This is a genomic window from Microbacterium sp. 1.5R, assembly GCF_007667425.1.
In the GTDB taxonomy this organism is placed as follows: domain Bacteria; phylum Actinomycetota; class Actinomycetes; order Actinomycetales; family Microbacteriaceae; genus Microbacterium.
The window spans coordinates 494,775-520,108 of record NZ_VDRC01000001.1 but is presented as its reverse complement, the minus strand read 5'-3'; the positions used below and the strand labels follow the sequence as shown (position 1 = coordinate 520,108).

At 70.0% G+C, this 25,334-nt stretch carries 23 protein-coding genes; 11 read left to right on the top strand and 12 right to left on the bottom strand.

Annotated elements, in window-relative coordinates; genetic code table 11:
- Positions 1-22 precede the first annotated feature (22 nt).
- The 4 genes from FSY98_RS02580 (at position 23) to FSY98_RS02565 (ending at position 4,020) form a co-directional block, all read left to right on the top strand.
- Positions 23-421: a cytidine deaminase gene (locus FSY98_RS02580; protein ID WP_096713717.1), complete on the top strand. Its 399-nt coding sequence runs from the start codon at positions 23-25 to the stop codon at positions 419-421.
- Positions 418-1,710, top strand: coding sequence for a thymidine phosphorylase (locus FSY98_RS02575; RefSeq protein ID WP_144873713.1), 1,293 nt, complete (start codon positions 418-420; stop codon positions 1,708-1,710). The genes FSY98_RS02580 and FSY98_RS02575 overlap by 4 nt, the downstream gene beginning before the upstream one ends.
- A 69-nt stretch (positions 1,711-1,779) precedes the next feature.
- Positions 1,780-2,895 carry an adenosine deaminase gene (locus tag FSY98_RS02570; RefSeq protein ID WP_144873711.1) on the top strand — a complete coding sequence of 372 codons (1,116 nt, stop codon included), beginning with the start codon at positions 1,780-1,782 and terminating at the stop codon, positions 2,893-2,895.
- An 18-nt stretch (positions 2,896-2,913) separates the two neighbouring features.
- Positions 2,914-4,020 (top strand): polysaccharide deacetylase family protein, encoded by a 1,107-nt coding sequence (locus FSY98_RS02565; protein ID WP_144873709.1) that lies wholly within the window; start codon positions 2,914-2,916, stop codon positions 4,018-4,020.
- A gap of 22 nt (positions 4,021-4,042) precedes the next feature.
- Here FSY98_RS02565 and FSY98_RS02560 read toward each other — a convergent pair whose 3' ends face one another.
- The 7 genes from FSY98_RS02560 to FSY98_RS02530 all read right to left on the bottom strand — a co-directional run bounded on the left by FSY98_RS02560 (position 4,043) and on the right by FSY98_RS02530 (position 10,427).
- Complete coding sequence (locus tag FSY98_RS02560) at positions 4,043-4,789, bottom strand: alpha/beta hydrolase (RefSeq protein ID WP_260857231.1); 747 nt, start codon at positions 4,787-4,789, stop codon at positions 4,043-4,045.
- A gap of 121 nt (positions 4,790-4,910) precedes the next feature.
- Positions 4,911-6,068: a mannitol-1-phosphate 5-dehydrogenase gene (locus FSY98_RS02555; RefSeq protein WP_144876568.1), complete on the bottom strand. Its 1,158-nt coding sequence runs from the start codon at positions 6,066-6,068 to the stop codon at positions 4,911-4,913.
- Between the two features lie 11 nt (positions 6,069-6,079).
- Positions 6,080-6,514, bottom strand: a complete 435-nt coding sequence (locus tag FSY98_RS02550) for a PTS sugar transporter subunit IIA (protein ID WP_144873707.1) — start codon at positions 6,512-6,514, stop codon at positions 6,080-6,082.
- A gap of 73 nt (positions 6,515-6,587) precedes the next feature.
- Complete coding sequence (locus FSY98_RS02545) at positions 6,588-8,162, bottom strand: PTS mannitol transporter subunit IICB (protein ID WP_144873705.1); 1,575 nt, start codon at positions 8,160-8,162, stop codon at positions 6,588-6,590.
- Entirely contained in the window at positions 8,159-9,841 is a 1,683-nt protein-coding gene (gene ptsP, locus FSY98_RS02540; RefSeq protein ID WP_144873703.1) for a phosphoenolpyruvate--protein phosphotransferase, read from the bottom strand. Before ptsP ends, FSY98_RS02545 begins: the two co-directional genes overlap by 4 nt.
- Positions 9,838-10,116 carry an HPr family phosphocarrier protein gene (locus tag FSY98_RS02535; RefSeq protein WP_144873701.1) on the bottom strand — a complete coding sequence of 93 codons (279 nt, stop codon included), beginning with the start codon at positions 10,114-10,116 and terminating at the stop codon, positions 9,838-9,840. Before FSY98_RS02535 ends, ptsP begins: the two co-directional genes overlap by 4 nt.
- Positions 10,113-10,427, bottom strand: coding sequence for a PTS sugar transporter subunit IIB (locus FSY98_RS02530; RefSeq protein WP_144873698.1), 315 nt, complete (start codon positions 10,425-10,427; stop codon positions 10,113-10,115). Before FSY98_RS02530 ends, FSY98_RS02535 begins: the two co-directional genes overlap by 4 nt.
- A 165-nt stretch (positions 10,428-10,592) precedes the next feature.
- On the opposite strand from FSY98_RS02530, the gene FSY98_RS02525 reads away from it, so the two are divergent.
- Complete coding sequence (locus FSY98_RS02525; protein WP_144873695.1) at positions 10,593-12,515, top strand: PRD domain-containing protein; 1,923 nt, start codon at positions 10,593-10,595, stop codon at positions 12,513-12,515.
- A 40-nt stretch (positions 12,516-12,555) separates the two neighbouring features.
- Here the strand turns inward: FSY98_RS02525 and FSY98_RS02520 are convergent, their stop codons facing one another.
- From FSY98_RS02520 to FSY98_RS02510, 3 genes are read right to left on the bottom strand one after another with little or no spacing between them, the layout of a single operon-like run.
- Positions 12,556-12,819: an HPr family phosphocarrier protein gene (locus FSY98_RS02520; RefSeq protein WP_144873692.1), complete on the bottom strand. Its 264-nt coding sequence runs from the start codon at positions 12,817-12,819 to the stop codon at positions 12,556-12,558.
- Between the two features lie 6 nt (positions 12,820-12,825).
- The gene (locus FSY98_RS02515; RefSeq protein ID WP_144873690.1) at positions 12,826-14,496 is read right to left on the bottom strand and encodes a phospho-sugar mutase; all 1,671 of its coding nucleotides are present in this window, start codon (positions 14,494-14,496) and stop codon (positions 12,826-12,828) included.
- Entirely contained in the window at positions 14,493-15,326 is an 834-nt protein-coding gene (locus FSY98_RS02510; protein ID WP_144873687.1) for a purine-nucleoside phosphorylase, read from the bottom strand. The genes FSY98_RS02515 and FSY98_RS02510 overlap by 4 nt, the downstream gene beginning before the upstream one ends.
- Before the next feature lie 48 nt (positions 15,327-15,374).
- Here FSY98_RS02510 and FSY98_RS02505 point away from each other — a divergent pair, with 48 nt between their 5' ends.
- Positions 15,375-16,829: an NAD(P)H-quinone dehydrogenase gene (locus tag FSY98_RS02505; RefSeq protein WP_186307524.1), complete on the top strand. Its 1,455-nt coding sequence runs from the start codon at positions 15,375-15,377 to the stop codon at positions 16,827-16,829.
- A gap of 126 nt (positions 16,830-16,955) precedes the next feature.
- Here FSY98_RS02505 and FSY98_RS02500 read toward each other — a convergent pair whose 3' ends face one another.
- Entirely contained in the window at positions 16,956-18,722 is a 1,767-nt protein-coding gene (locus FSY98_RS02500; RefSeq protein WP_144873681.1) for a biotin carboxylase N-terminal domain-containing protein, read from the bottom strand.
- 78 nt (positions 18,723-18,800) lie between these two features.
- Complete coding sequence (locus tag FSY98_RS02495; RefSeq protein ID WP_144873678.1) at positions 18,801-19,439, bottom strand: nucleoside triphosphate pyrophosphatase; 639 nt, start codon at positions 19,437-19,439, stop codon at positions 18,801-18,803.
- 23 nt (positions 19,440-19,462) lie between these two features.
- Between FSY98_RS02495 and FSY98_RS02490 the strand changes: the two genes are divergently transcribed.
- From FSY98_RS02490 to FSY98_RS02470, 5 genes are all read left to right on the top strand, one after another.
- Positions 19,463-20,692, top strand: a complete 1,230-nt coding sequence (locus tag FSY98_RS02490; RefSeq protein WP_144873675.1) for a class I SAM-dependent RNA methyltransferase — start codon at positions 19,463-19,465, stop codon at positions 20,690-20,692.
- Between the two features lie 42 nt (positions 20,693-20,734).
- Positions 20,735-21,397, top strand: coding sequence for a response regulator transcription factor (locus FSY98_RS02485; protein WP_144873672.1), 663 nt, complete (start codon positions 20,735-20,737; stop codon positions 21,395-21,397).
- Entirely contained in the window at positions 21,387-22,622 is a 1,236-nt protein-coding gene (locus FSY98_RS02480; protein ID WP_144873669.1) for a sensor histidine kinase, read from the top strand. The genes FSY98_RS02485 and FSY98_RS02480 overlap by 11 nt, the downstream gene beginning before the upstream one ends.
- Positions 22,619-23,626 (top strand): hypothetical protein, encoded by a 1,008-nt coding sequence (locus tag FSY98_RS02475; protein ID WP_144873666.1) that lies wholly within the window; start codon positions 22,619-22,621, stop codon positions 23,624-23,626. Before FSY98_RS02480 ends, FSY98_RS02475 begins: the two co-directional genes overlap by 4 nt.
- 289 nt (positions 23,627-23,915) lie before the next feature.
- A complete protein-coding gene (locus FSY98_RS02470) occupies positions 23,916-25,148 on the top strand; it encodes an ROK family transcriptional regulator (protein ID WP_260857230.1) in 1,233 nt (410 codons plus the stop codon).
- The last annotated feature ends 186 nt before the right edge of the window (positions 25,149-25,334 follow it).

Genomic DNA, 25,334 nt, shown 5'->3' with positions numbered 1-25,334 from the left:
CACCCGAGGAGTCGAGAGAGACATGACCGATATCGACTGGGATGAACTGCGTCAGGTTGCGACCGATGCGATGACGAAGGCGTACGCGCCCTACTCCCGCTACAAGGTGGGTGCCGCTGCGCTCGTCGGCGACGGACGCATCGTCGCCGGCTGCAACGTCGAGAACGCCTCGTACGGCGTGACTCTGTGCGCGGAGTGCGCGCTCGTCGGCGACCTGCACATGTCGGGCGGCGGCCAGCTCGTCGCCTTCGTGTGCGTCAACAACGACGGGCAGACCATCATGCCGTGCGGTCGGTGCCGCCAGCTCCTGTTCGAGCACGCGATGCCGGGAATGCTGCTCGAGACCGTCTCCGGCATCCGCACGATCGACGAAGTCCTGCCGGATGCGTTCGGCCCCCGAGACCTGGAGGACGCCCGATGAGCGTTGAGCCCTACGACGCCGTCGACGTGATCCGCGCGAAGCGCGACGGGGGAGCGGTGTCCGAGCCGGCTTTGCGCTGGATGGTCGACGCCTACACCCGCGGATACGTCTCCGATGCGCAGATGGCCTCGTTCGCGATGGCCGTGTTCCAGCGCGGCATGCAGCGCGACGAGATTCGCGTCCTCACGGATGCGATGATCTCGACCGGCGAGCGGATGAGCTTCGCGTCGCTCGGCAAGAAGACGGTCGACAAGCACTCCACGGGCGGTGTGGGTGACAAGATCACCCTGCCGCTCGCACCCCTCGTCGCCGTGTTCGGCGTGGCGGTGCCGCAGCTCTCCGGTCGCGGCCTCGGTCACACCGGCGGCACGCTCGACAAGCTCGAGTCGATCCCGGGCTGGCGTGCGGCGCTGAGCAACGACGAGATGTTCGCGCAGATGCAGAGCGACGTGGGCGCGGTGATCTGCGCCGCGGGATCCGGCCTCGCCCCCGCCGACAAGAAGCTCTACGCGCTGCGCGACGTGACGGGGACCGTCGAGGCCATCCCGCTCATCGCCTCCAGCATCATGTCGAAGAAGATCGCCGAGGGCACCGACGCACTCGTGCTCGACGTGAAGTTCGGCTCAGGGGCGTTCATGCAGGACATCGACCGGGCCCGCGAGCTCGCCCGCACGATGGTCGCGCTCGGTACCGATTCGGGGGTCGCGACGACGGCCCTGCTCACCGACATGAACGTGCCTCTCGGATTCGCGATCGGCAACGCCAACGAGGTGCGCGAGTCGGTCGAGGTGCTCGCCGGCGGTGGGCCCGCGGACGTGCGCGAGCTCACGGTCGCCCTGGCGCGCGAGATGCTCGCGCTCGCCGGACAGCCGGATGCCGACGTCGAGGCCGCCCTCGACGACGGGCGCGCGATGGACAGCTGGAAGGCGATGATCCGCGCGCAGGACGGCGATCCCGACGCCGAGCTCCCGACCGCCCGCGAGACGCACGTGATCACCGCGCCCGCCGACGGCATCGTCTCCCGCATGGACGCGCTGCCCTTCGGCATCGCCGCCTGGCGTCTCGGCGCCGGACGGGCGCGCGCCGAGGACCCGGTGATCTTCGAAGCGGGCATCGACCTGCACGCCAAGCCCGGCGACCGGGTGGCGGCAGGGCAGCCGCTGTTCACCCTCTCCGCCGCCGACGAGGCGCGCTTCCCGCGTGCGCTCGAGGCGCTTGAAGGGTCGTGGGCGATCGGCGACGGCGCCCCGGAGCAGGGGCCGATCGTGCGCGAGCGCATCACAGCCTGAGCGCCGTCCGTGGGGGCAGCGCTCCGAGCGCTACCCTGGATTGACCGATCCGCGACCGAGGGGAAACACATGTCGATCGATGCGAACGGCGACGTCACCATCCAGGGAGCGTCTCTGCGCGCCCTGCCGAAGATCTCGCTGCACGACCACCTCGACGGCGCGCTGCGCCCGGCGACGATCATCGAGCTCGCCGACGGCATCGGCATCGACGTGCCAGAGTCCGACCCGCGCAGGCTCGGGAAGTGGTTCGCGTCGAAGAGCGACTCCGGATCGCTCGTCGAGTACCTCAAGACCTTCGATCTCGCGACTGCCGTGATGCAGACGAAGGAGGGCCTGACCCGCGTCGCCAGGGAGTTCGTGCAGGACCTGGCGAAGGACGGCGTCATCTACGGCGAGGTGCGCTGGGCACCGGAACAGCATCTCACCCGCGGGCTCTCCCTCGACGACGCGGTCGACGCCGTGCAGCAGGGCATCGAGGAGGGCGAGGATGCCGCGGATCGCGCCGGCCACAGCATCCGCGTCGGTCAGCTGATCACCGCGATGCGCCACGCCGACCGTGCCCGCGAGATCGCCGAGCTGGCCGTCTCGTACCGTGGCCGGGGAGCCGTGGGCTTCGACATCGCGGGACCGGAGGACGGCTTCCCGCCCTCGAACCACCGCGCGGCCTTCGACTACCTCGCCGACAACTTCTTCCCCGTCACCGTGCATGCAGGGGAGGCTGCGGGGCTCGCGTCGATCCGATCCGCCCTGCTCGACGGGCGCGCCCTGCGCCTGGGGCACGGCGTCCGCATCGCGGAGGACCTGCAGGTCATCACGGAGGAGGGCGACGAGGTGAAGGTCCAGTTCGGCGACCTCGCCCGATGGGTGCGCGACAGGGAGATCCCTCTCGAACTGTCCCCGTCGTCGAACCTGCAGACCGGGGCGATCGCCGCGTGGGGGAAGACGCTCGCCGACCACCCGTTCGACCTTCTCTATCAGCTCGGGTTCGCCGTCACTGTGAACGTCGACAACCGCACCATGAGCGCCACCTCCCTGACACGAGAGCTCGCGCTGCTCGTCGAGGCCTTCGAATACGACCTCGACGACCTCGAGACCTTCCAGTTCAACGCCGCCTCCGCCGCCTTCCTGCCGGTCGAGGAGCGCGAAGAGCTCGTGGAGATGATCAGCGAGGGCTTCTCCGGCTGAGCCGCGAGGAGAAGGGTCATGGCTTCCGGGGGGAAGAAGAGGCGCCGCATCGGCGTCGTCATAGGTATCAGCGCCGTGCTGGTCGTCGCGGGAGCGTGCGCTGTCGCATTCGTCTCGATGAACCGTCCGCCGGAGGTGGAGGTTCCGCGCATCGAGGCGCAGCCGATCGAGAGGCCGTTGTCGGCCGCACAACAGCTCGTGGCGGATGCCGCTGATCCGCTCGCCTGCGCGGTCACGTTCCTCGGGGACGGAGCTCCGGTCGACCCTGTGCTGCAGTGGCAGAACGCCCTGTACGCGGGGCTGCCGATCCCCGCGCAGGACGGGCGCGTGTTCGCGGGGTGGTACCCGACAGCGGCGGACGCCGCGGCGCTGTCGGCCGCCGTGCGCGTCAACGGCGCCGATCCCGTCGTGTGCGTCGACCAGCAGGTCGAGCTCTTCGCCGGATGGACGACCCCCGAGGCGAACGCGGCGGAGAACGCGCAGATCCCGATCCTCATGTACCACCAGTTCACGTCGAACCCCGATGGGGAGTCGGGGTGGCTGCGCGGCAACTACGCCTACATCGGTGACTTCGAGGCGCAGATGAACCACATCGCGACCACGGGCTTCTACCTCCCGACCTGGGATGAGCTGAGCGCCTTCATCGACGGGCGGTTGTTCCTCCCCGCGCACTCGGTCATCATCACCGACGACGACGCGGATCAGAGCTGGTTCGACCTCGCGGTCCCCGTGATCGACGAGCACAGGCTCCTGTCGACGTCGTTCATGATCACCGCCGATCGGCAGGACCCCGCGCCGTCGATGTTCGTGCTGCGCCGCTCGCACACCAACGACATGCATCAGGCGGGTGAGAACGGCAAGGGCCGCATGGTCAACTGGACGGCCGACGAGATCGCGGCAGACATGAACGCGTCCGGCGACATCCTGGGAGTGCGCGAGGTCATGGCCTACCCCTTCGGTCACTACAACGACACGGCCAAGCAGGGCGTCGCGATGGCCGGCTTCGACATGGCGAGGACGATCGAGCCCGGCTACGTGACGATCGGCACCGACAAGCTCGCGCTGCCGGTTGTGCGCATCGACTACGGCATGGGGCTCGAGGCGCTGATCAAGCGGATCGGTTGACGGCAGGACGCTCCTGCCCGCGTCATTCCGCGGGCAGCGCGGCGAAGAACGTCCGGAGGATCGCGGAGACCTGGGCGTGCATCTCCTCGTCTGAGATCGTCGGCGTGCCGTCGCCCGCCTGCGGGCCGTAATCGCCGAACGACGCGTGCGAGGCGCCGGCGATCTCGATCATCTCGGCGTCGGCGGGCAGCAGATGCCGGGCGTCCTCGATCTTCGCGGGCGTCGACAGGCCGTCTTCGCTTCCCGAGACGCTCAGCACCCGGAGGTCGGATGCCGACACGTCACCGGCGCAGTACGAGCCGAACAGGACGAGCGCCTCGGCATCCGTCGCGAGCTGACATGCGCGGACGCCCCCGAGCGAGTGCCCGCCGACGGTCCAGTCGTCGATGTCGGGAGCAGCAGAGGTGAAGGCGTCGAGTCCACGGAGGTCGAAGAACGCGAGGTTCAGCCACGGGCGCGTGATGACGACGGTGACGCCATCCTCGGCGAGGTCCTGGAGGATCGGAGCGTACGCCCAGGGGTCGACCTTCGCGCCTGGTACGAAGACCAGGCCGAGGTCGGACTCTCCGTCGGAGGGCGTCATGACGATGCCCTGCGGGGCGTCGTCCACCGCGATCGCGCTGTTGGCGCGGACCTCGGCGAGCGGCTCCGGCTCGGCGCCCATGACACCGACCTGACTCCACACGACGATGCCCGCTGCGGCGAGGACGATGACAGCCAGAGTGCCCCACCCGATGGACCTCAGGACACGACGACGCTTCTTCTGCACAGTTCAACCGTACGTCCTCCCATGGCGGAGCCCGAGCGGCCGCGGCGCACCCCGGGCGCGGGATGCAGAACGCCCCCTGCCGATCGGGCGGCAGGGGGCGTGGCTCTGGATGATCGGCGGGTCAGGAGGCGCGCAGCGCCGTCTGACGCGACGCGACGGCGTCGCGCACGGACGGGAACAGCGGATGCTCCGGGTCGAGGCCGGTCGTGCGCACCGTGAAGGCCTCGGCATCCTCCGTGCGCAGCAGCTGCTGCAGCTCGGCGGCCTGCTCGTCGTCGGCGTCTTCGAACTCGAGCGCGGCCGTCACCGCGCCGACCAGGGCGATCGTCGGCAGACCCCGCTCCGCGGCCATGGCGGCTGGGCCGATGAACCGCTCGTGGCGCGAGATCTTCCGCAGGGGCTGGCGTCCCACTCGCTGGACGGTGTCGACGAGCGACGGGTTGCGGAACCGCTGCAGGATCGTCGCGCGATAGTCCGCGAGCTCAGCCGGGTCGAGTCCGTGCTGGGCGACCAGGACGGCGGAGGTCTCCTCGAGCGCCGCCGACACGCGGGCGGCGATGTCGGGATCGTCGAGGGCGTCCGAGATGCGCTCGATGCCGGCGCGGGCACCGAAGTACGCGGTGGCTGCGTGGCCCGTGTTCACCGTGAAGAGCTTGCGTTCGATGTACGGCGCGAGGTCGTCGACGAAGTGCGCTCCCGGGATGTTCGGGAGATCTGCGCCGAACGTGCCGGACTCGATGGCCCACTCGAAGTACGGCTCGACCGTGACGTCGACGCCGCCGTCCGCGGGCTGGCCGGGGACGATGCGGTCGACCGCGGTGTTGGCGAAGACCGCGCGGGAGAGCAGCTCAGCGGCATCCGCCCCCGCGGCCTTCTCGACCTCGGCGCGGAGGGTGTCGGTCGCACCGATGGCGTTCTCGCAGGCCATGACCTGCAGCGGAGCGGCATCGGGGGAGCGACGGGCGAGCCCTGCCACGATCGTCGGAGCGACGAACCGCAGAACGGTCGGCCCCACGGCCGTGGTGACGACGTCTGCCGTGGCGACCTCGTCGGCGGCCCCCTCGGGGTCGTTCTTGCTGTTCACGGCGCGGAAGCCGGTCACGACGTGGTCTGTTCCGCCGGGTCCCGCCTCGTGAACGGTGTAGGAGTCCGCGGCGTTGATCGCGTCGACGAGTGCGTCGGCGACGTCGGAGAAGACGACCTCATAGCCGCCCTCGTTCAGCAGCAGGCCCACGAATCCGCGGCCGATGTTCCCCGCACCGAAGTGGACGGCCTTCAAGGAACGGTCGCTCATGACTCGTTGACGGCCGAGAGCAGGGCGAACAGCTCGTCGGGGGTCTGTGCGGCATTGAGCTTCTCGACGTCGTCCTCATCGGAGAAGAGGATCGCGATCTGCGACAGGATCTCCAGGTGCTCGTCGCCCTTGCCGGCGATGCCGACCACGAACGTCGCCTGCTCGCCCGCCCAGTCGACGCCGCCGTCGTAGCGCACGACCGACAGCGCGGAGCCGAGGATCGCATCCTTGGTCTCGTTCGTCCCGTGCGGAATGGCGAGGCCGTTGCCCATGTACGTCGACACCGTCTCCTCGCGCTGACGCATCGCGTCGACATACGCGGGGGTGACGGCTCCCGCGGTGACGAGGATGTCGGTGGCCTCTTGCAGCGCGGCCTCCTGAGTGCTGGAGCCGGAGTGGATGCGGACCTGGCCGAGGGTGAGAACGCTCATGGTGTTTCCTTTCCGAGGATTCTGCGGAATTGGGGGCGGGGCGGATGCCGTGGCACCCGCCCCGCCCGGTCTGTCATTCGCCGGATTCGCGCTGCTCGCGCACCATCTCGACGACTTCTTCATACTGCGGCGCGTTCATGAAGTTGTCCACGGACACGTGCACCGAGTTCGGCGACTGCGCCTTCGCGCGGTCGGTGAGCTGCTGCTGCGTGATCACGAGGTCGGCGGTGCCGTCGAGGTTCGCGATCGCCTGGTTGGTGACCGTGACCCCGTCGATGCCCGCCTTCTTGAACTTGTTGCGCAGGACGCTCGCGCCCATCGCCGACGATCCCATGCCGGCGTCGCAGGCGAACACGACGTTCTGGATCGGCGTCGTGGCGACGGCCGTGCCGGTCGTGGCGGTCGCTGTGCCAGTGCCGGCGGCTGCCGCGAGGTTGGAGAGAGTGCTGGACGACTTGCCCTTGTTCGCCTCGGTCTTCGCGATGGCTGCGGCGAGCGGGTCGCCGTTCGCCGCCTCGGCGGCCAGATCGCGCTTGCGCGAAGCGAGCAGGATCGGCATCGAGATCGCGAAGGTGACCGCCGCGGACAGCAGCACCGACAGGATCACGCCGATGTGGCTGCCCGGAGCCGTCTGGATCAGGACCGCGAAGATCGACCCGGGAGCGGCCGGAGCGACCAGACCCGACTGGAAGATGACGTTCGTGAGGACGCCGGTCGCGCCACCGGCCACGAGACCGAGGATCAGCAGCGGCTTCGCCAGGACGTACGGGAAGTAGACCTCGTGGATGCCGCCGAGGAACTGGATGAGGAACGCTCCCGGGGCAGTGGCCCTCGCGACGCCGACGCCGAAGACGGCGAGGGCGAGGAGCATGCCGGCACCGGGGCCGGGGTTGGCCTCGACGAGGAACAGCAGGCTGCGTCCCGTCTCCTGCACCTGCTCGGTACCGAGCGGGGTGAAGACGCCGTGGTTGATGGCGTTGTTGAGGAACAGGACCTTCGCCGGCTCCACGATGATGCTCGCGAGGGGCAGCAGCCCGGTCTCGACGAGCCAGCCGACGGCTCCACCGAGGAGGTCCGTGAGCCAGCGCATGATCGGCGCGAGCCAGAAGAACGAGGCCAGAGCCATGAAGAATGCCACGAAGCCGGCGGAGAAGTTGTCGACCAGCATCTCGAAGCCGGGCTTGATCTTGCCCTGCCACGGCTTCTCCACCCACTTGAGGATGAGGGCCGTGAGGGGTCCGGCGATCATCGCGCCGAGGAACATGACCGTGCCGGACGCACCGCTGATGACGCCGAAGGCGGCGACCGCGCCGACCACGCCGCCGCGGTGACCGTGGACCATGCGACCACCGGTGAAGGCGATGAGAGTCGGCAGCAGGTACGTGATGATCGGGCTGACGAGACCGGGGAAGGTCACTCCGTCGATCTCACCTCCGCCGAGGATCGCCGAGTCGGCCCATTGCCAGGCCTCGACGGGGCTGTTGCTTCCCAGCCAGCCATCCGGGATGAAGAGGGCTGTGATGAAACCCCAGGCGATGAATGCCGCGATGTTCGGCATGACCATTCCCGAGAGGAAGGTGCCGAACCGCTGCACTCCTACTCGGAGGCCGCCGCCTGATCTCGTGGCGGCCGGTGACGTCGTCGTCATGATGTCGTCTCTTTCTGGTGAGGGAGGGTTGCTGTGGCTTCGACCACGGCGTGGCGCGCACCGGCGGCGTCGTCGGCCGCCAGCGCTAATTCGGCAAGGCTCCGCGCCTCGTCGAGGGTTCTTTCGGACAGGGTGTGACGCACGTCTGCGAGTGCGGACGGTGCCATCGAGAGGCTCGTCGCGCCGAGGCCGACGAGCACGACGGCGAGCAGCGGGTCTGCTGCCGCCTCGCCGCAGATGCCGACGGGCTTGCCGAGGCGGGCGCCGGCGGCCCCCACCTCTTTGACCAGGCGCAGCACGGCGGGGTGCCACGGATCCTGGAATCCGGCGACCGAACCGAGCAGCCGGTCGGCGGCCATCGTGTACTGCGTGAGGTCGTTGGTGCCGATGGAGGCGAAGTCCGCGTGTGCCAGCACACGATCGGCGAGCAGCGCGCTCGACGGGACCTCGACCATGACGCCCGCCGTCTTGAGCCCGTACTCGCGGGCGAGGCCCGTGAAGTAGGCGGTCTCCTCGACGGTGGCGACCATGGGCGCCATGACCCACAGCTCGGCCTCGGTCTCGGCATCCGCCTCGGCGAGCGCGGTGAGCTGCTCGCGGAGGATGTCTTCGCTGGCGCGGAGAGCGCGGAGTCCGCGGAGTCCGAGCGCCGGGTTCTCCTCGTGCGCGTCGTTGAGGAAGGCGAGCGGCTTGTCGGCGCCGGCGTCGAGCATGCGCACGACGACCTTCTTGCCCGGGAACGCGGCGAGCAGTTCGCGGTACGACTCGCGCTGCTGTGCGACCGTGGGCGCCTGCGACGACGAGAGGAAGAGGAACTCGGTGCGGAACAGCCCGACGCCCTCGGCCCCGCGTTCGACGGCATCCGCTGCGTCTGCAGGCTTTCCCAGGTTCGCCAGCAGCGGGATCAGCGTGCCGTCGGCGAGGGCGCCGGGAGTCAGTGGGGCGGCATCCGCCGAGCGGCGGGCCGCTGCGCGCTGCTCCGCCCGGTCTTTCTCGTCGTCCGTGGGGTCGACCGTGACGATGCCCGCGGCCGCGTCGACGATGACCGGCTGCCCGGTCGAGAGGTCGGATGCCGAGGCCGCTCCGACGATCGCGACGATGCCCTTCTCGCGGGCGAGGATCGCCGTGTGCGAGGTGGGGCCGCCGTCGAAGGTGACGAGGGCGAGCACCTGATCGAGGTTCAGCAGCGCGGTGTCGGCCGGTGCCAGGTCGCGGGCCACGAGCACGAACGGGTGTCCGGGATCGGGGACGCCGGGTGCGTCGACGCCGCGGAGACGGGCCAGCACGCGCTGGGCGATGTCGTCGAGGTCGGCGGCGCGCTCGCCGAGGTAGCCGCCGACGGCCTCGAGGGTCGCACGGAAGCCGGCGAACGCGTCATGCACAGCCCACTCGGCCGTCGCGCCGTCGTCGATGCGGGAGTCGACCTCGTCCTGCAGCGTCGGGTCCTCGGCGATCATCGCCTGGGCCTCGAGCACCTCCTGCGCGGATCCGCCGGCCGTCTCGCCGCGGGCGTTGAGCTCGGCGGCCACCGCGGCGATCGCCTCGCGGACACGGGTGCGCTCGGCATCCGCACCCTGCGTGCTCGGCGTGTTGTCGGGTGCCGGCAGCGCCTCGGTCATGCGGACGACGGGCCCCTGGGCCACCCCGAGACCGATACCGACTCCACGGAGCTCGGTCATACGGTGGCCTCGTCGTGGTCGGTTGTCAGCAGTTCCGTGAGGGTGTCGAGCACGCTCTCGGCGTTGTCTCCCTCGGCGGTGAGCGTGACGTAGTCGCCGTGCTCGACCGCGAGGGCGATCACGCCGAGGATGCTGGCGGCGTTCACTGCCTTGCCCGAGTCCTTGGCGATCGTGACGGGGATGCCCGCCTCCTTCGCCGCCTGCGCGAAGAGTTTCGCGGGGCGGGCGTGAAGGCCGTGCGACGAGCCGATCCGAACGGTGCGGGAAGCGGTCATGATGTTCCTTTCGGGGTGTTGCTGACGTCGATGATCGAGCGCGCGAACGCGAGCGTGCGCGTGCCGTCTCTGTCTGCGAAGACGTCTGCGGGCAGAACGGCGACGGGTGAGATCACGGCGTCGCGGATGCTGTCGAGACGATCGGCGAGGTGCGGGCCGATGAGGACCAGATCATGGTCGTTGCCGAAGACTGCCTGCTCAGTGCCGGCCTTCGCCTGCCAGTCCAGCCCGGCGTCGGCCGCTGCGCGCCGCAGCCGCTGCGCGACGAACGTGCTCGACGCACCCGCGCCGCACACCACGAGGATCCTCATTGATGCCACCTTCCTGAGAACATTCTGAGAGCAGACGCTTCCGCGGTGCCAACATGTTCCTTTCCGCCCCCGCGGAACACCCGTTTCGGCGCAGGGTGCGCGGGTAGCTGACATCATGGAAGTCACGTCACGGACAGTGCAGTCAGCACGGGAGCGGGGAGGATCATGTCGCGGCAGCGTCAAGACCAGCTGCTCTCCACCCTGCTGCGGCAGGGGTCATGGGCGACGGCGGGGAGCCTCGCCGACCTGCTCGGTGTGACCCCGAGGAGCGTCCGGTCGTATGTGTCGGCCGTGAACGCCCGCACGGGGGGTGCCGACGCGATCGAATCGGGTCCGGCGGGATACCGCGCGGGGCCCGCTGCCCGGGACGCCCTGCGCACCCGGCAGGCGGGCGAGTCGGCACCTCGCGATCGCCTGCACTCCCTCATCCGCGCGCTGCTGGACGACCCGTCAGGCATCGACGTCTTCGCGATGGCGGAGCGGCTGCATGTCAGCGAGGCGACGCTCGAGTCGGACCTCGCCCGGGTGCGCGGCCTGCTCGACGACACCGACCTCGTGCTCGACCGCGATCGCGCGGTCGTGCGCTTGCGAGGCGACGAGGCCGCGCAGCGCCGCCTGCTGAGCCGGCTCGCCCACGACGAGATGGACGCCGCCTCGTTCCACCCCGAGACCTTCCGCCGCGCGCTCGCCGGCAGCGTGGTCTCTGCGCAGGCGGTATCGCCGTTCAAGTCGGAGCTCGTCCGAGAACTCGGCGCGCTCGGCTACTTCGTCAACGAACTCGCCATCTCGGACGTGCTGCTCCACATCGCCATCGCCGCCGACCGGGTGGCCTCCGGGCACGCCCTGGCCACGGCATCCGCGGGTGCGCGTCCGGAGATCCCCGAGGTCGGGCGGATCATCGCCCGCCTGGCCCAGGACCACTTCGCGGTCGCGCTGGGGGAGGGGGACAGCGGTCACCTCGCCTCGCTCGTGCTCACCCGGGTCGTCGCTCCGGGGCAGGACGCCACGAGGGAGGTCGCCCGCAGCGGAGTCGACGCTGCTGTCGAGTCCGCTGTCCGCGCGGAGATCGCCCGCGCCGCCGACGACTTCGAGGTCGACCTGCTCGACGAGACGTTCGTGGTGCGGCTCGCCCTGCACGTGCAGAACCTGCTGCGCAGGGCGCAGCAGAGCGCGTTGACCCGCAACCCCCTGACCCGCTCCCTCAAGACCTCCTACCCGATGATCTTCGAGGTCGCCGTGTCGATCGCGAGCGGCCTCCACGACCGGCTCGGCACGCCGATCCACGACGACGAGATCGCCTACATCGCCATGCACGTGGGCGGGCGGCTCGAACGCAGCCGCAAGGCGGAGTCCATCCTCACGGCCACGATCGTCTGCCCCGGCTACTACGAGCTGCACGAGCTGCTGCGGTCGAGCGTCGACCGCTCCCTCGGTTCGGCGATCGAGGTCACGAGCGTCGTGACGAACGTCGACCCCGACTGGGCATCGTTCGACACCGACCTGGTGCTCAGCACGATCGAGCCGGGAGCGGCGGGTGACCGTTTCGTGCGCATCCAGCCCTTCCTCACGGATGCCGACGTCGATCGCGTCCAGCAGGCGGCCGCGCGCGTGCGTCGGGCCCGACGCCTCACGCGCCTGCGGACGGAGCTCGCGCGGTATTTCGTCGCCGAGGCGTTCGTGCATCCGATTCCCGACGCGGGGGAGGAGGCGATCATCCGACGCCTCGGCGGGCTGCTCGCGGATGCCGGACTCATCGGTGCGGACTACATCGAGAACACCATCGCCAGAGAGCGCATGTCCTCCACGGCGTTCACGGATGCCCTCGCGGTGCCCCACGCACTGCAGATGACGGCGTCGCGCACCGCCATCGCGATCGGCGTCGCCGACGGATCGGCCGCCTGGGGCGACGGGCGCGTGCAGGTAGTCGCGCTCGCCGCGTTCAGCGAGAGCGACCGCGCCGCGTTCCAGACCGTCTTCGAGCAGCTCGTCGAGGTGTTCAGCGAGCGTGAGAGCGTGCAGCGCATCGTCCGACGAGGCACGACCTACGAGGCCTTCCTCGACGAACTCGTCGCGGTCATCGACGGCTGATCGACCGGCCAGCGCCTCGACCGGCCAGCGACGGGTCCGGTCAGCGACGGGGGTCGAGCACCTCGACGAGCGTGTCGAGCACGGCATCCGCACGCGTCGACTCGGCAGTCTCGAGCACGACGGCATCGCCCTCGGCGAGGCCCAGGTCCATGATCGCGAGCACGCTGCTGAGGTCGACCACCGAGCCCGCCGTCGTCGTGAGCGTCACCGGGTGAGGGTGCGCCTGCACGAGTCGGACGAGCTCGGCGACGGGTCGCGCGTGCACGCCGTTGTGCGCGCTGATGACCACGTGTCTCTTCGGCATGGCGTCCTACGAGCGCTCCGCGAGGAGTGCCCGCACCGCGCCCTCGAGCTCGCCCACACGATCGGCCGCCTGCGCCGCGGACTCTCCGGCCGCGTCGATGTAGACCTTGAGCTTGGGCTCGGTGCCGCTGGGGCGCACGATGATGCGCGAGCCGTCTGCGAGCCGATAGCGAAGTACGTCTCCCGACGGCTGCCCGTCCGCTGCCTGCAGCAGGTCTTCCGCCGACGCGACGGACAGCGGCCCGAAGGCGGTCGGCGCATCGGCGCGCAGCGAGGTCATGACCTTCCCGATCACGGTCAGGTCGTCCACCCGCACCGACACCTGCCCGCTGGCGTAGTGGCCGTAGGTGTCGCCGAGCTCGACGAGCAGCCCTGCGAGGTCGGTGCCGCGATCTCGAGCCTCGGCAGCGAGGCCGAGGATGGCGACGACGGCCGAGATCCCGTCCTTGTCGCGCACGGTCTCGGGGTTGACGAGGTACCCGAGCGCCTCTTCGAAGCCGAACACGATCCCGGGCGCGCGCGAGATCCACTTGAACCCCGTGAGGGTCTCGTGGAAGTCGAGGCCGTGGTGTGCGGCGATCGCGCCGAGACCGGGCGACGACACGAGCGAGCACGCGAGTGAGGCGCCAGGGGTCCCGGCGGCCGCTCGCGCAGCGCGGGCGCCGAGCAGCAGCCCGACCTCGTTGCCCGAGAGCCTGCGCCAGCCGCTCTCGGCATCCGCGTCGGGGATCGCCACCGCGAGGCGGTCGGCGTCGGGGTCGTTCGCGAGGATGAAATCGGCCTGCACCCGTCGAGCCTTGGCGAACGACAGGTCCATCGCACCCGGCTCCTCCGGGTTGGGGAACGACACGGTACGGAAGGTGGCGTCGGGCTCGAGCTGCTCGCCGACCACCATCGGCTGCGGGTACCCGGCGGCTCGCACGATGCGCGACACCGTCTCCCACCCGACCCCGTGCATCGCCGTGTAGACCCAGCGCAGAGCGGATGCCGACGCGGGAGCCGGCGCGACGGCGGCCGTGGCGGTCACATACGCCTCGACGACATCCTCGCCGGCCGTCTCGTAGGCGGTCGACCGCGGGAGCGACGCGATGTCGCCGGCGTCGGCGATGCGCTGGATGTGCGCCGCGATCTCGGCATCCGCGGGGGAGACGATCTGCGACCCCTGATCCGCTCCGCCGAGGTACACCTTATAGCCGTTGTCGTTCGGCGGGTTGTGCGACGCGGTGACCATGACGCCGGCGTCCGCGCCGAGGTGACGCACCGCGAAGGCGAGCACGGGGGTGGGGAGCAGGCGGGGGAGGATGATCGCGCGCAGACCGGCCCCGGCGAACAGCTCGGCGGAATCGGTCGCGAACACACGGGAGTTCCGGCGTCCGTCGTAGCCGACGACGACCGTCGGCGTGCCGCCCTGAGCGCGCTCGCGGAGATAGGCCGCGAACCCTGCCGCCGCCTGGGCGACGAGCACGCGGTTCATCCGGTTGCTGCCCGCACCGAGCGCGCCGCGCAGCCCCGCCGTGCCGAACGCCAGGCGGGATCCGAACCGATCATCGAGCTCGGCGACCGCCGCCTCATCGCCCCCCGCTGCGCGGGTGATCACGCCGGCGAGCTCGTCGCGGGTCTCGTGGTCGGGGTCCTGCCGCAGCCAGGCGCGCGCCTGCTCGAGGCGCTGCTCGCTCACAGTGCCTCGACCACTCGCGCGAGCAGTGCCGAGATGACGGGCTCGGCCTCGCGACCAGCCTCGATCACCTCCGCGTGGCTCAGCGGGGTCTTCTGGATCCCGGCGGCGAGGTTCGTGATGAGCGAGAACCCGAGGATCTCCATGCCGGCCTCGCGCGCGGCGATCGCCTCGAGCGCGGTCGACATCCCGACGATGTGTCCCCCGATGTGCTTCGCCATCTGCACCTCGGCGGGGGTCTCGTAATGAGGTCCGCGGAACTGCGTGTACACGCCCTCGTCGAGCGAGGGGTCCACCGTACGCGCGATATCGCGCAGACGCTGCGCGTAGAGGTCGGTGAGGTCGATGAAGGTCGCACCCTCGAGCGGCGAGTCGGCCGTGAGGTTGATGTGGTCGCTGATCAGAACCGGCTGCCCGGGCGTCCACGTCTCGCGCACACCGCCCGCCCCGTTCGTGAGCACCATGATCTGTGCTCCCGTGGCCGCTGCGGTGCGGACGGAGTGGACGACGCGGCGCACACCGTGGCCCTCGTAGTAGTGCGTCCGTGCGCCGATGACGAGGACGTTCTTGCCATCGGGAGTGCGGATGCTGCGAAGAGTGCCGACGTGGCCCTCCAGGGCCGGCTTCGAGAACCCGGTGACCTCGGTCGCGGGGATCGTCGCGACCGTCTCGCCGAGGATGTCGGCGGCCTTGCCCCAGCCGCTGCCGAGCGTCAGCGCGATGTCGTGCTTCTCGACACCCGAGAGCCGGGCGATGTCCGCGGCTGCTGCGGCGGCGACCTCGAAGGGGTTCGCGTTCGGGTCGTCGAGGGGGTTGGTGTGTGTTCCAGGCATGGATCCACTCTAGGAAGGTGCAGGCTGCGGTGCCAGGATTGCGGAAGAATGGGAAGCATGTCTTCCACCCCTTTTGAGCGCACCCAGCGCGTCGCCGTCCTCGGCGGCGGCCCCGGCGGATACGAGGCGGCCCTCGCGGCCGCCCAGCTCGGAGCCGAGGTGACACTCGTCGAGCGCGTGGGCGTTGGTGGAGCAGCCGTGCTCACCGATGTGGTCCCGTCGAAGAGCCTCATCGCGACCGCCGATGCGGCCGTCGCGATCTCGGAGGCGTCGGACCTCGGAGTGCAGTTCTACGCGAAGGGCGAGAACGGCAAGCCGCTCAAGCCCGAGATCGCCATCAACCTCGCCGCGGTGAACAAACGGCTGATCGCGCTCGCCGGTCAGCAGTCCGAAGACATGCGCTCGACGCTGCTCGAGGCGGGCGTGCGGATCCTCTCCGGTCACGGACGCCTCGAAGGCCCCACGGCGATCGTCGTGTCGACGGGCCAGGACGGCACCGACTTCGACCGCGTCGAGGCCGACACCATCGTCGTGGCGGTCGGCGCGTCGCCCCGCGAGCTCGACTCGGCGAAGCCCGACGGCAAGCGCATCCTCACCTGGACGCAGCTGTACGACATGAAGGCGCTGCCCGAGCACCTCATCGTCGTCGGATCCGGTGTGACCGGCGCGGAGTTCGCCTCCGCCTACATGAACCTGGGCGCTCAGGTGACTCTGGTCTCCAGCCGGGACCAGGTGCTCCCCGGCGAGGACCGCGACGCCGCGAGCGTGCTCGAGAAGGTGTTCAAGCGGGGCGGCATGAAGGTGCTGTCGAAGGCCAGGGCAGACCGGGTCGAGGTCACGGAGAACGGCGTGCTGGTGACGCTGTCCGACGGCAGGACGGTCGAGGGGAGCCACTGCCTCATGGCGGTCGGGTCGATCCCGAACACGGCGGGCATCGGTCTCGAGGAGGCCGGAGTCGAACTCACGGAGCAGGGCAACATCCGCGTCAACCGCGTGGCGCGCACGTCTGTTCCGAACGTCTATGCGGTCGGCGACTGCACGAACTTCTTCCCGCTCGCGTCGGTGGCGTCGATGCAGGGCCGCACGGCGGTCTTCCACGCGCTGGGCGACATCGTCATCCCGCTCGAGCTCATCAAGATCACCTCGAACATCTTCACGGCGCCCGAGATCGCGACCGTCGGGTACTCCGAGAAGGACGTCGAGGAGGGCGTGGCCGACGGGCTCGTCTACAAGCTGCCCCTCGCGGCGAACCCCCGGGCGAAGATGATGGGCATCAAGGACGGCTTCGTCAAGCTCATCGCACGCAAGGGCTCGGGCACGGTCATCGGCGGCGTCATCGTCGCGCCGAAGGCGTCGGAGCTCATCTATCCGATCGCCGTCGCCGTCGAGCGCCGCCTCACGGTCGATCAGGTCTCGCGGGTGTTCGCGGCCTACCCGTCGCTGTCGAGCAGCATCACCGATGCGAGCCGCGCGATGCACCTCGTGAACGCCAAGATCACCTGAGGCATTCGGGGCGCGTCCGCCGACGCCGAGACCCCGCTTTCACGCCGAGACCCCGGGCCGCTGACGTCAGCAGCCCGGGGTCTCGGCGTGAAAGCGGGGTCTCGGCGAAGAGCGAGACGGATGCCGTCAGCTGATCGTGAGCAGCTGATGCCCCGCAGACACGGTGGCGCCGGCATCCGCGTTGATGTTGCCGATCACGCCGTCCTTGTGCGCCTGCAGCGGCTGCTCCATCTTCATCGCCTCGAGCACCACGACGAGGTCGCCCTTGACGACCTGCTGCCCTTCTTCGACGGCGATCTTGACGACCGTCGCCTGCATGGGCGACTTCACGGCATCGCCAGAGGCCCCTGCGCTCACCGAGGTGGCGTGGCTGCGACGCGACGGCGGCACGGCGGCCGGACGGCCGACGGAGCCGGCGGCGACCGCGACGCGGTCGGGCAGGCTCACCTCGAGACGCTTGCCGCCGACCTCGACCACGACCGTGTGGCGGCCGGATTCGGCGGCGGGAGACTCCAGCTCGCCGTCCCACGCGGGGATGTCGTTGTCGAACTCCGTCTCGATCCATCGAGTGAAGACGCCGAACTCACCGTTCTCCGCCGTGAACGCGGGGTCGTTGACGACCTTGCGATGGAAGGGGAGCACGGTGGGGAGTCCCGCGACCTCGAACTCCTCGAGGGCACGACGCGAGCGCTCGAGCGCCTCGGCGCGGTCCCTGCCGGTGACGATGATCTTCGCGAGCAGCGAGTCGAAGGCCCCAGACACGGAATCGCCGGCGGTGACACCGGAGTCGAGACGGACGCCCGGTCCGCCGAACGTCTTGAAGACGTGGATGGGGCCGGGCTGGGGCAGGAACCCGCGACCCGGGTCCTCGCCGTTGATGCGGAACTCGAAGGAGTGGCCGGTCGGTGCGGGGTCGTCGTAGTCGATCGTGCCGCCGGCGGCGATGCGGAACTGCTCGCGGACGAGGTCGATGCCCGTGACCTCTTCGGAGACGGGGTGCTCGACCTGGAGGCGGGTGTTCACCTCAAGGAACGACACCGTGCCGTCGGCGCCGATGAGGAACTCGCAGGTGCCGGCGCCGACGTAGCCGACCTCCTTGAGGATCGCCCTCGACGCCGCGTAGAGCTGCGCGTTCTGGTCGTCGGTGAGGTAGGGCGCTGGGGCCTCCTCGACGAGCTTCTGGTGACGGCGCTGCAGCGAGCAGTCGCGCGTCGAGATCACCACGACGTTGCCCGCGGCATCCGCCAGGCACTGGGTCTCCACGTGTCGCGGCTTGTCGAGGTACTTCTCCACGAAGCACTCGCCGCGGCCGAAGGCGGCGACCGCCTCACGGGTCGCCGATTCGAACAGCTCGGCGACCTCGTCGAGCTCGCGGGCGACCTTGAGGCCGCGTCCGCCGCCACCGTAGGCGGCCTTGATCGCGATGGGAAGGCCGTACTCCTGCGCGAACGCGATGACCTCGTCCGCACCCGACACGGGGCCGGGGGTGCCGGGGGCGAGCGGTGCGCCCACCTTCTCGGCGACGTGACGAGCGGTGACCTTGTCGCCGAGCGCCTCGATGGCCTCGGGCGACGGGCCGATCCACGTCATGCCTGCGCCGATGACGGCTCGGGCGAAGTCGGCGTTCTCAGCGAGGAAGCCGTAGCCCGGGTGCACGGCGTCGGCGCCGGCGCGTCGGGCGACCGAGAGGATCTTCTCGATCTGCAGGTACGTCTCCGCGCTGGTGGCGCCGCCCAGGGCGTAGGCCTCGTCGGCGAGACGGGTGTGCAGCGCATCGCGGTCTTGATCGGCGTAGACGGCGACCGAGGCGATACCGGAATCCCGGGCGGCGCGGATGATGCGGACGGCGATCTCGCCGCGGTTGGCGATGAGCACCTTGGCGATATCAGGCATGGTTGTCAGCCTAGCGAGAAGAGTGCCGATCCCTTTGACGACTCCCCACAAGAAAGGGGCGGAAACGTGGAGGGGACCCTACGACCACAGGTCCGTCCACCGAACGCCGAGCTCGGCAGCGAGCCGGCGAACCGTCGACAGCGACATGCCGACGACCGTCGACGGATCACCCTCGACGCGGGTGATGAAGGCTCCGCCGAGACTGTCGACGGTGAACGCGCCGGCCACGAGCAGGGGCTCACCCGATGCGACGTACGCGGCGATCTCGGCATCCGAGACATCGTCCGCGAAGGTGACCGAGGCCTCGGCGGTGGCGGTCGCCTCGACCGGCTCGGCGCCGGGAGACACCCGGAAAACGGAGTGGCCGGAGTGCAGGATGCCGGTGGCTCCCCGCATCTCGTGCCATCGCCGCGTGGCCTCCTCCGGCGTGTACGGCTTGCCGTAGACGCGGCCGCCGAGCGCGAACATCGAGTCGCCGCCGATCACCAGGCCGTCGAAGGAGCCCTCGGCCGCGAGCCGATGCGCGACGTCGGCGGCTTTGGCGCGTGCGAGGAGCAGGACCAGCTCGGACGGCGGGAGTTCGGAGCCCCGCTCGACCGCCGCGGCGGCGGCCAGTGCCTCCTCATCGACCCCGGGCGACTGCGTGAGGGGCTCGATACCGGCCTGCCGCAGCAGCATCAGGCGGGCGGGGGAGGTGGAGGCCAGGCAGACGCGCATGTGCACCACCGTATCCTCGAAGGATGACTTCTTCCGCGGACCTGCTCGATCTGGACATCACCGGCATCGCGCACGGCGGCACCTTCATCGCCCGTCACGAGGGGCGCGTCGTGTTCGTCTCCGACGCCATCCCCGGAGAGCGGGTGCGTGCCCGTCTCGATCCCGAGTCGACGGGCTCGTCGAAGAGCTTCTGGCGCGCCGAGACGGTCGAGGTCCTCGAGGCCTCGCCGCATCGCCGCCCGCACGTGTGGGCGGAGGCCGACATCTCGCGGGCGCCGGAACAGCGGGCCGGGGGCGCCGACCTCGGTCACATCGACCTCGCCGAGCAGAGGATCCTGAAGCGTCGGGTGCTGAGCGAGGCTCTGGACAGGTTCGCCGGGCCAGGGCTCGACGCCCCCGAGATCGAGGCTGTCGACTCGGGCGACGGCACCGGGTGGCGCACGCGGGTGACCTTGCACGTCGGTGACGACGGGACGGTCGGACCGTACGCCGCCCGCAGTCACCGGATCATCCCCGTCGCCTCGCATCCCCTCGCTCGCCCCGCCGTCGCGGAGGCTGCGCTGAGGCTGACCGGCGCGGGAGCAGGAAGCATCGAGCTGGTCGAGCCGGAGGACGGCGAAGTCCGCATCATCCGACGCGACTCGCAGCCCGAGCGACCGCGTCGGGGGGTGAGCCGCCGACCGGCGCCCGAGATCGTGCAGGAGCGCGTCGGCGATCGGAGCTTCCAGTTGGATGCCGGCGGGTTCTGGCAGGTGCATCCGCGGGCAGCATCGGTCCTCGACGCGGCCGTGTACGGCATCCTGGACGGCCACGTCGACGAGGATCGGACACACTATGACCTCTACGGCGGTGTCGGGCTCTTCGCCGCGACACTGGCCGACCTCGGGGGCACGGACATCGTGACGGTCGAGTCCAATCCTCGCGCCACCGCCCATGCCGCCGCGAACCTCGCCCCGCTCGGCGCCACGGCCGTCACGGCACGCGTGGATCGCTTCCTCGCCGGGCTCCCGTCGGGCTCACGGGCCGGCGCCGTCGTCCTCGACCCGCCTCGCGCGGGAGCAGGGCGCGGGGTCGTCGATGCTCTCAATGAACTCGATCCGCAAGCGATCGCCTACGTGGCCTGCGACCCGGTGGCCCTCGCGCGAGACCTCGGCACGTTCCGCGAGCACGGCTGGCAGGTGCCCAGGCTCCGCGCCTTCGACCTGTTCCCGCATTCGCACCACTTCGAGGTCGTCGCGCTGCTGACCCGCTGACACCCGATCTCGACCCCCACCGGGACTCACTAGGCTGGGCGGATGAGCAGGGTCGCACTGATCGATGATCACGAGTCCGTCCGTCTGGGGCTCGAAGCGGCCTGCGCCCGTGATGGCGCCGGAACCGTGGTGTTCTCCGGCAGCACCGTCGGCGCCTATCTCGACTGGCGTGCCGCGACGGCCGCCGCTCCCGCCGACGTCGTCGTCCTCGACCTCACCCTCGGTGACGGGACGACCGTGACCGAGAACGTGACCTCGCTCGTCGCGGACGGTGCGAGCGTCGTCATCCACAGTGTGGCCGACCGCCCTGCTGCCGTCAGGGAGGCGCTCGTCGCGGGCGCCGCCGGGGTCGTGAGCAAGTCATCCGCGCTGGACGACGTGCTCGATGCGATCCGCACCGTCGCGCAGGGAGAGGCGCTGAACAACGTGGAGTGGGCGAGCGCGGTCGACGGGGATCGTGATTTCGCCGATGCCCAGCTGTCGACACGCGAGCGCGAGGTGCTGCGCCTCTACGCGACGGGGTTGCCGCTCAAGGCCGTGGCGGAGCGCCTGGGGGTCGCCTATTCGACCGCCAAGGAGAACATCACCCGCATCCGAGTCAAGTACGTCGAAGTCGGCCGGCCGGCGCCGACCAAGGTCGATCTGCTCCGACGCGCGATGGAAGACGGCATCGTCGCCGCCGACGGGACGCCGAGTGCCCACTGAGCCGCTCAGCATCCGCGAGGCCTGGAGTCAGATCCCTTCTCCGGGCAGCGTGGAGACCGAGTTCGAGCGGTTCACCGGCAAGCGCATGGAGCGCATCCTCGCGACGGTCGTCGCGATCGGCTCCTCCGTCCTCGGCGCGCAGGCGCTGATCGCCGCGGTGTCCACCACGTCGTGGGGCGACGCTCCGCGCGTCGTCACGCTGCTGGCGGTGTACGTGCCCTTCGCGCTCATGCTGGTCGCGTGCCTGACCGGACGAGGCGTGCGCGCGGCATCCGGTCTGTTCGCGGTCGTGTACGTGCTCGCGCTCGGCGCGTGGCCGAGCCTGGTCGGAGTGTCGGGCGGCTCCGCCACCGACCAGCCGTGGATCTTCTTCCTCGTCAACGTCGGCGTCGTGGCGGCGATGCTGGCGTTCCCCCTCGGACTACAGTTCGCCTGGGCCGTCGGTCTGCCTCTGGTCTACGGATACGTCCGACTCGTCGAAGGCGGATTCTCGCGCGACTTCTGGGTCACGACAGCCTTCGACGTGTCCTTCACACTGATCCTCGGGATCGTCATCATCTCCCTCGGATGGATGTTCCGATCCGTCGCGGCCGGTGTGGACGAGGCAAGGGCGCGCGCGGTGTCGTCGTACGCGGATGCCGCGGCCGCCGCCGCCGCGGAGGAGGAGCGCGTCGCCATGTCGGCGCTCATGCACGACAGCGTGCTCGCCGCGCTCATCGCCGTGGAGCGCGCCGAGGGCGAGCGGGCTCGTGAGCTCGCCGTCGCGATGGCGCGAGAAGCCCTCACCCGTCTGGCGAACACCGAGGCGGCGGTCGCTCAGGAGGGCAGCGACGATCCGGTCGCGACGGCGCAGATCGTCGGGGAGCTGCGCCGCGCCCTCTCCGAGCTCGGAGCAGACGCGATCGTCGAGGAGCGGGGCGGCATCGGTCTCATCCCGGGACGCGTCGCCAGGGCCCTCGTGCTCGCCGCCCGTCAGGCCCTCGGCAACGCCGTGACCCATGCGAACGGACGAGGTCTGCACATCCTGGCGGAGGGACGAGGCGACGAGGGCATCGAGCTGACGATCTCCGACACCGGGCCCGGCTTCGATCTCGAGACGATCGGGGCCGATCGGCTCGGCATCCGGGCATCGATCCTCGCGCGCATGGCAGGTGTCGCCGGGACCGCGGAGATCGAGTCGACGGAGAGGGGCACGATCGTCACGCTGGGGTGGGAGCGCCCGTGAACAGGTCGGTCCGCAGTGTCGCGACCTCGCTGGCGGTCGGATTCGCGATGTACTTCGCCGCCCGCGGCGTGTGGTGGATCGAGCAACCCACGGGTCCGCTGCTGATGGTCGCCGCGATCGCCCTGTATCTCGTCGTGGTCAATGCCGCGATCCTGTGGGATTCGGCGGTGTCGGTGCGGATGCCGCTGTGGACCGCCCTGCTCGCGCTCGCGTCGAGCGTGGTCATCCCCGTGCTCGTCACCGTGTCGCTCGACCCTGCCACGCTCACGGCGCCCTTCGCGACCTGGTATATCGGGGCGCTCGGGCTGCTCGGGATCGTCTGCGTCGTCAGGCGGAGGTTCCTCATCGGCTGGATGATCGTCGTCATCCTGGTCGCTGCCTCTTCCGCGTCGCTCGGCTTCCTCGTCTCGCTGTCGCTCGGACTGGTCGGGTCCGTGATGTGGGTGGTGGTCGCGCATTTGCTGGTGATGTTCTGGGATCGAGCTGTCCGCGACACCGAGAGGCTGGCCGGGATCCAGCAGGCGGTGTCGGCCTGGCACGCGACGCAGCAGGTGCGGCAGAAGGAGCGGCGCCTGCGTACGCAGTTCGCCGTCGCCGTGGCCGGGCCCCTGCTCAGTCGAGCAGTCGCGACTCGCGGTGCACTCGACCGGGAGGAACGGCTGGAGGCCCGACTGGCGGAGGGGCGGCTCCGCGACGAGCTGCGCGGGGGCGATCTGCTCAACGATGCGGTGCGTGACGCCATCGAGGAGGCGCGTCGACGTGGAGCGGTCGTCACCGTGTTCGACGAGGGCGGGATGGACGACGTTCCCGAGACCCGTCGTTCGGAGATCCGTGACGAGCTGGCCGAGGTTTTGCGGCAGGCTCGCGCCGAGAGGTGGATCATCCGCGCCGCGCGTGATCCGCGCACCGCCATCACGGTCGTCGGACGAGCGAGCGCCGGCATGGCCAGCGACGACGACGCCGTCGACGTGTGGCACGAGATCCCCCGCGACAGCGCTCGCTGATCCGGGCGTTCGCCGGACTCGGACGGCCGCGCGCCTCGACTCCGACCGGGGGAGGAGGTCGGAGGCGAGGGCGGAAAGAGAATGGGCGAGGGGCGGCGAAGCCGCCCGCCCCTCGCCGTGCGGACAGTTACCCGAAAACCGTCCGCCGATGACCGGTCTGCGTCTATCTACCCTGGGACAGAGAGACCAGCCGAACGCGAAGCGTCTTCTACAGTTTCGTAGTTATTCCAGACGTTGTCTGTAGGTATTTTGGGGGACACGGAGCCGTCCGGATGCGAGAAGATGGGTCATGGCAATGCGCCGGGGTACCAACCTCCCGCGGATGGGCGACTTCAATCAGTCGGTGATTCTGGAAGCGATCCGCCGGTCCGTCGAGGGGCTCAGCCGCATCGAGCTCGTGGATGCGACGGGGCTGTCCGCGCAGACTGTGACGAACATCACGCGCCGCCTCCTCGACGAAGGCCTGATTGCTGAGGCGGGCCGGACGATCAACGGCCCCGGCAAGCCCCGCGTCACGCTGCGACTCGTCGCCGAGAGTCGATTCGCGGTCGGAGTGCATCTCGATCCTGTGGTGATCACCGTGGTGCTCCTCGACATGTCCGGCGCCGTCCGACGTCGTTGCGCTGTGCGCACCGGAGACAAGGATCCGGAACGGATCGCGGACGTCATGGCGCGCACCGTCGAGGCGGTGATCGACGACTCCGCCGTAGATCGGGACCTGGTGGCCGGGGTAGGTGTGGCCGCGCCCGGCCCCCTGGACGATGAGAAGGGCGCGGTGATCGATCCCCCGAAGCTGCACGGATGGCGGCGGGTGCCGCTGCGGGATGTGATGGCCGACAGCTCCGGCTTCGAGGTGATGCTCGAGAAGGACACCGTGGCGGCGGCACTGGGTGAGCAGTGGACCGGGCGATGGGCGGCCGACCGTTCGTTCCTCTTCGTCTATCTCGGGACGGGCATCGGCGCCTCATTGGTGCGTGATGCCGAGGCCGTGCGGGGCAGCACACGGAACTTCGGCGAAGTAGGACACATCATCGTCGATCCGGACGGGCCGGCTTGCGGCTGCGGCGGGCGGGGATGCGTCGAGGTCGTGTGCACACCGCAGGCGATAGTCGGGCGCGCGGAGCGAGATGGTCTGTTCGACGACGCCGTCGATCCCGACGACGTCCAGGCGGTGGAGCAGCGCCTCGGGGAGCTCTGCACCAGGGCGAAGGCGGGGGAGGAGGGGGCGTCGAACGCGATCCGGGTCGCCGCGGAGCACCTGGCCCTGCTCATCCCGGTGCTCACGGACCTGCTCGACGTCGATCGCGTCGTGCTCGGTGGGCCGTACTGGGAGCGGCTCCGCGACTTCTATCTGGAGATGCTGCCCGGTCTCGTCCACCGCCGGAGCGCCACCAGGGCGCTGAGATCGATCCCGATCGACGGCACCGTCGTCGGTGAGGACGTCGGGGCGGTCGGCGCGGCCTGCGTGGTTCTCGACGCGGTCCTCACTCCGCGTGCCTCCGACCTCCTCCTGGAGGACTGAACAACCCTTCACCACAAATTCCGGTATATCGGTGTGGAGTGCCGGGTGGTAAGTCCAATCGATGTACTATCGATCCCGGTGCGCCGACTGGGGTGAATCAGGGGGTGGGTCCCCGCCCGCACAGCGGAGACTCGCTGCGCGGCCCGTGAGCTTGGGGGCTCACGGGCCCGCAGGCTCACGCGCCGG